At 32.4% G+C, this 5,145-nt stretch carries 4 protein-coding genes; all 4 read left to right on the top strand.

Annotated elements, in window-relative coordinates; genetic code table 11:
* Positions 1–255: 255 nt before the first annotated feature.
* The 4 genes from L8U41_RS07775 to L8U41_RS07760 all read left to right on the top strand — a co-directional run bounded on the left by L8U41_RS07775 (position 256) and on the right by L8U41_RS07760 (position 5,095).
* Positions 256–1,668, top strand: coding sequence for an aspartate ammonia-lyase (locus tag L8U41_RS07775; protein ID WP_263664325.1), 1,413 nt, complete (start codon positions 256–258; stop codon positions 1,666–1,668).
* Between the two features lie 18 nt (positions 1,669–1,686).
* Positions 1,687–3,021 (top strand): anaerobic C4-dicarboxylate transporter, encoded by a 1,335-nt coding sequence (locus L8U41_RS07770; protein ID WP_263728252.1) that lies wholly within the window; start codon positions 1,687–1,689, stop codon positions 3,019–3,021.
* Positions 3,022–3,113: 92 nt separating this feature from the next.
* Complete coding sequence (locus L8U41_RS07765) at positions 3,114–4,457, top strand: TrkH family potassium uptake protein (protein WP_263728250.1); 1,344 nt, start codon at positions 3,114–3,116, stop codon at positions 4,455–4,457.
* Positions 4,454–5,095, top strand: a complete 642-nt coding sequence (locus L8U41_RS07760; protein WP_263664328.1) for a potassium channel family protein — start codon at positions 4,454–4,456, stop codon at positions 5,093–5,095. The genes L8U41_RS07765 and L8U41_RS07760 overlap by 4 nt, the downstream gene beginning before the upstream one ends.
* The last annotated feature ends 50 nt before the right edge of the window (positions 5,096–5,145 follow it).

The raw sequence follows: 5,145 nt of genomic DNA, 5'->3' as shown, positions 1-5,145 counted from the left end.
TAAAATTATACAAAAAGTAAATATAAATTTTTAAAAAATAAACAATAAAAGCAATAATAAACACTACAAACATCAAATACCTACCAAAAAAGCATTATATTTATAAAATGAATATCAATATTCTAATTTATTTTATATATTTTTATTGATTTTTGATAAATTCAGAAAAATTTATGAAACTTTTATAAAAAATTGTTATATAATACTCATTAAGTTTATAAACAAAACTTAAATAAAACCCACAAGGAGTACATCATGGGAACAAGAAAAGAACACGACTTTATTGGCGAGTTGGAAATTTCTGACGAGGTTTATTATGGAGTGCAAACTTTTAGAGCACTAGAAAACTTCCATATGAGTGGCAGAAGATTACAAGATTATCCTTATTTTGTAAAAGCTTTCGCTCAAGTTAAAAAAGCAGCTGCTCTTGCTAACAAAGAAGTTGGGGTTCTTGATGCTGACAAAGCTGATGCTATTGCTAAAGCTTGCGATAGACTGATTGCTGGTGAATTTTTAGATCAATTCGTAGTAGATATGATCCAAGGTGGTGCTGGTACTAGTACAAACATGAACACCAACGAAGTTATCACTAATATCGCTCTTGAAAGTATGGGACACAAAAAAGGTGAGTACCAATATCTTCATCCAAATGATCATACAAACTTAGGTCAATCTACAAATGATACTTATCCAAGTTCAATCAAAGTAGCTACCTATGCAAAACTTACTGATCTTTTAAAAGCTATGGAACTTTTAAAAACTGAATTAGAAGCTAAAGCTAAAGAATACAAAGATATCATTAAAATGGGTAGAACAGAGCTTGAAGATGCGGTTCCTACTACTTTAGGAAATACTTTCAACGCTTTTGCTAGCTATATTAAAAGTGATATTGAAAAAATCACAGCAGCTCGTGAGTCAATGAGTTATTTAAATCTTGGTGCAACAGCTATTGGTACAGGAATTAACTGCCACCCTGATTACAAATTTGTGGTTGAGAAAAAATTAAAAGAAATTACTGGTGTTGAATTTAAACCAGCTGAAGATTTTATCGCTGCTACTCAAGATACAGCTGACTTTGTACATGTAAGTGGCGCGTTAAAAACTGCAGCAGTGAGATTATCTAAAATTGCAAACGACTTAAGATTAATGAATTCAGGCCCAAGATGTGGTTTAGGTGAAATTAATCTACCAAAAATGCAACCAGGTAGCTCTATCATGCCAGGTAAAGTAAATCCAGTAATTTGTGAAGCAGTAGGTGAAGCTTGCTATGAAGTTATAGGAAATGATGTTACTATTATGCTTTGCTCTGAAAGAGGAGAATTTGAACTTAATGCATTTGAACCAGGTATTGCTTATGGATTATTTAACTCTATAGTATTACTTGAAAATGCAATGAAATCTCTAGCTGAAAAAGCTGTAAGAGGCTTAACAGCAAATCCTGAAGCATGCAAACAATCTGTACTTAACTCAATCGGTATTGTTACAGCATTTAATCCTGTTTTAGGATATGAAAAATCTGCAAGTATTGCTAAAGAGGCTTTAGAAACTGGTAAAGCAGTTGGCGATATTTGTCTTGAAAGAGGATATCTTCCAAAAGAAGAAATTGAAAGAATTTTAACACCAGAAAATATGTTAAATCCTCATATGACAGAGAAAAGAAAAGCTTAATAACTTAGGAGTTTAATCATGGATATTATGATTATTTTACAACTTGTTGTCTTTCTTGGGGCAATATTCATAGGTATCCGCCTCGGTGGCATAGCGATAGGCTATGCCGGAGGTCTGGGTGTTGTTATTTTAGGTCTTGTTTTAGGTATGAAGCCAGGTAATATTCCTTGGGATGTTATCTTAATCATTGCTGCAGCAATTGCTGCGATTTCTGCTATGCAACAAGCAGGTGGTTTGGATTATATGGTAAAAGTTACCGAAAGAATTTTACGTAAACATCCAAAATTTATCAATTATCTTGCACCAGCTTGCGGTTGGTTACTTACTATTTTGGCAGGTACTGGTAATGCGGTATTTTCATTAATGCCTGTTGTTATTGATGTTGCAAAATCACAAAACATCAAACCATCAGCTCCACTTTCATTAATGGTTGTTGCTTCACAAATTGGTATTACAGCTTCTCCAGTTAGTGCTGCTGTTGTTTATATGACTGGCGTATTAGAGCCACTTGGTTGGAATTATCCTGCATTAATTGGTATTTGGATTGTAACTACTTTTGCTGCTTGTATGATTACAGCTTTCATTGTAAGCTTAATCACTCCAATGGATCTTAGCAAAGACCCTGTATATCAAGAACGCTTAAAAGCTGGTCTTGTAAAAAGCGCTTCTGATGTTTTACAAAGCGAAGACAAACCAGGTGCAAAACTTTCAGTTGCTATTTTCTTATTCACAGTATTAGCGGTTGTTCTTTATGCTACAGCAATTTCTAATAATATCAAATGGATTGATCCAGTAGTTATTCCAAGAGATGCTGCAATTATGAGTTTCTTATTAACAGCTGCAACTTTAATCACAATCTTTTGTAAAGTTGAACCTGCAAAAATTTTAGATACAAGTGTATTTAAATCAGGTATGACAGCTTGTGTATGTGTATTTGGTGTTGCTTGGCTTGGAAATACTTTCGTTGCAGGTCATGAGGCAGGTATTAAAGAAGTAGCAGGTGAATGGGTTAAACAAACTCCAGCTATGCTTGCAGTTGCATTCTTCTTTGCTAGTATGCTTTTATACTCTCAAGCAGCTACTGCAAAAGCTATTGTTCCAGTTATCATTGCTGCATTAGGAATTTCAGCTACAAATCCTGCAGATTCTTATATGCTCGTTGCTTGTTTTGCTGCTGTTTCAGCACTTTTCGTTCTTCCAACTTACCCTACTTTATTAGGTGCAGTTCAAATGGATGACACAGGCACAACAAGAATTGGAAAATTCATATTTAACCACGCATTCTTTATCCCTGGTGTATTAGCTATAGTTATAGCTGTTGCTCTAGGTTTCTTAGCAGTAGGAATGCTTTAATACTTCAACTTTCCACTTAAAATGTGGAAAGTTCTCTTTTTACTTATTAACCAATTTTAAGTAGAATATTTTTTTAATTTTAAAGAATCAAAATGACAAAATTAACTTTAGATAGAAAAAATATAAGAATTTTATTTATAGGTTATATCCTAGTTGCACTTTTTGGCACCTTTATTCTAATGCTTCCTATTATGCACACTAAGCCCATATCTTTTCTAGATGCATTTTTTACCAGTGCTTCAGCTGTAAGCATGACAGGACTTATTGTATTAAACACCTCATTAGATTTTAGCTTTTATGGACAACTTGTTATTTTATTGCTTATTCAAATAGGTGGCTTAGGTTATATGAGTATAGCTATGGCTTTATATATTTTAGTGCGCAAAAAGATGAGTTTTGGAGAAAAAAATCTTTTAAGAGAATCCTTGATCTATCCTGAAGCTGATGGCCTTGTAGGATTTTTAAAAAAGGTTTTATTTTTTGTATTTGCTATTGAGCTTTTAGGTGCTTTATTGTTATTTTTAAGATTTAAGCTTGATATGAATTTAAGTGAAGCTCTATGGGCTAGTGTTTTTCACTCTATTTCTGCTTTTAATAATGCAGGATTTAGTGTATTTGAAAGTGGCCTAATGCCTTATAGAGATGATTTTTGGATTAATTTTGTTATCACCTCTTTAATTATCATTGGAGGTTTGGGGTATTTTGTATTATTAGAATTATACTTTTTTTCTAAAAAGCGTTTTGCAAGCTTAAGTTTACATACAAAACTTGTTTTAATTTCTACTGTTATATTAATTGTTTTTGCAAGCTTAGTAGTTTTTTTATTTGAATACCATAATCCAAAAAGCATAGGAGAATTTTCACTTTTTGATAAAATTATGAGTGCATATTTTACAGCGGTAAATTACCGAACGGCAGGGTTTAATACTCTTGATCTTAGCACCTTTAAAGATGCCAGCTTGTTTTTTGGATCTTTATTTATGATTATAGGTGGTGCGCCTGGTGGAACAGCTGGGGGTATTAAGGTAACTACAATTGCTGTATTGTTAATCTATGCTTATTGGAGCATCAAAGATAGTAATGCAAGAATTTTCAACTTTGAAATTCCTACAGAAACTATCAATAAGGCTTTTATTATAGCAGTAAGTTCTATTGTATATATCATCACTTGTGTGTTAATTTTATCCTTAATTGAAGATGATAAAAGCTTTTTACCTTTGCTTTTTGAAACAAGCTCAGCGTTTGCCACAGTAGGAGTTTCAGTAGGAGATGGTGGGACTTTATCACTTAGTGCACTTTTTAACTCTGAAAGTAAATTACTTATCATATTGTTAATGCTTAGTGGTAGAGTGGGTGTGCTTGCATTTTTATTTAGTATATTTTTTAAAGAAAAAGAAAAATATTTGAATTATCCAAAAGGAAAGATAATATTATGAAAAAAGAAACTTATGGCATTATAGGACTTGGAAGGTTTGGTTCAGTTTTAGCAAAAGAGCTTATTGATCAAGGTAAGAGAGTTATTGTTTCTGATATTGATGAAGAAGCGGTTAAGGAATTACAAGATCATGCAGATTTTGCTTATATTTTAGATTCTACTCATACTATAGCTTTAAAAGAAGCAGGTTATGCAAATGCAGATGTTGTTATACTTAGCATAGGTGAAAATTTAGAATCAAGCATACTCACTTTCATGGCTTTAAAAGAAATAGGAGTAAAAAACATCATTGCCAAGGCAAACTCTTCTACACACGGGCAAATTCTTTCAAAACTTGGGGTTAATAAAGTCATCTATCCTGAAAAAGAATCAGCAAAGCGTTTGGCTAAAATTCTTATCACTAATCCAAATTTTGAGATCATAGATCTTTCAGCCAATACTATCAAAGTAGCAAAACTTTTAGTAGATGAAAACTTAGCAGGAAAAACTTTGCAATCTATTGGTCAAAACTTAAAAGTCATTGCACACAAACAGCATGATACTTGGAGTATTATGCCAAATTTAGAAACTACCGCTTATTTGAATGATATACTAATGCTACTTGGCACTCAAGAAGAATTAAATCAATATGAATATTAATAAAAATTTAAAGCTTATTTTTAAGCTTTAAATTTACACTTAAACCACCT

The organism is Campylobacter sp. RKI_CA19_01116, assembly GCF_025771405.1.
GTDB lineage: Bacteria > Campylobacterota > Campylobacteria > Campylobacterales > Campylobacteraceae > Campylobacter_D.
This window is presented reverse-complemented; position numbering and strand designations above follow the sequence as displayed.

What these genes read in the sequence shown, in the direction of transcription:
- L8U41_RS07775 (WP_263664325.1), top strand. Translation starts at nt 256, where the DNA reads ATGGGAACAAGAAAAGAACACGACTTTATTGGCGAGTTGGAAATTTCT.
- L8U41_RS07765 (WP_263728250.1), top strand. Translation starts at nt 3,114, where the DNA reads ATGACAAAATTAACTTTAGATAGAAAAAATATAAGAATTTTATTTATA.
- L8U41_RS07770 (WP_263728252.1), top strand. Translation starts at nt 1,687, where the DNA reads ATGGATATTATGATTATTTTACAACTTGTTGTCTTTCTTGGGGCAATA.
- L8U41_RS07760 (WP_263664328.1), top strand. Translation starts at nt 4,454, where the DNA reads ATGAAAAAAGAAACTTATGGCATTATAGGACTTGGAAGGTTTGGTTCA.